At 70.1% G+C, this 224-nt stretch carries 1 protein-coding gene; it reads left to right on the top strand.

The window, feature by feature from the left end; all coding sequences use genetic code 11:
- A partial coding sequence (locus tag A7X12_RS26425; protein ID WP_232318591.1) for a DUF885 family protein occupies window positions 1-224 on the top strand: 224 nt, incomplete at both ends.

Genomic DNA, 224 nt, shown 5'->3' with positions numbered 1-224 from the left:
CGCCAAGGGCCGCCCATCGGCCGGCCTGTGGGACGTACCGCGCGGCCGGGAAATCTACGCGGCGGCGCTGGAGCAATGGACCACCACCAGCTTCACCCCCGATCAGGTCCACAAGATGGGCCTGGAGCAGGTAGCGGAGATCAGCGCCAAGCTCGACGCCCTGCTGAAGGCGCAAGGCATGGCCCAGGGCAGCGTCGGCGCGCGGCTGACCGCGCTCAACGAAC

The organism is Sphingomonas sp. TDK1 (assembly GCF_001650735.1).
Classification (GTDB): domain Bacteria; phylum Pseudomonadota; class Alphaproteobacteria; order Sphingomonadales; family Sphingomonadaceae; genus Sphingomonas.
Note: the sequence above shows the minus strand (reverse complement) of the source record. Positions and strands in the feature narration are given on the sequence as shown.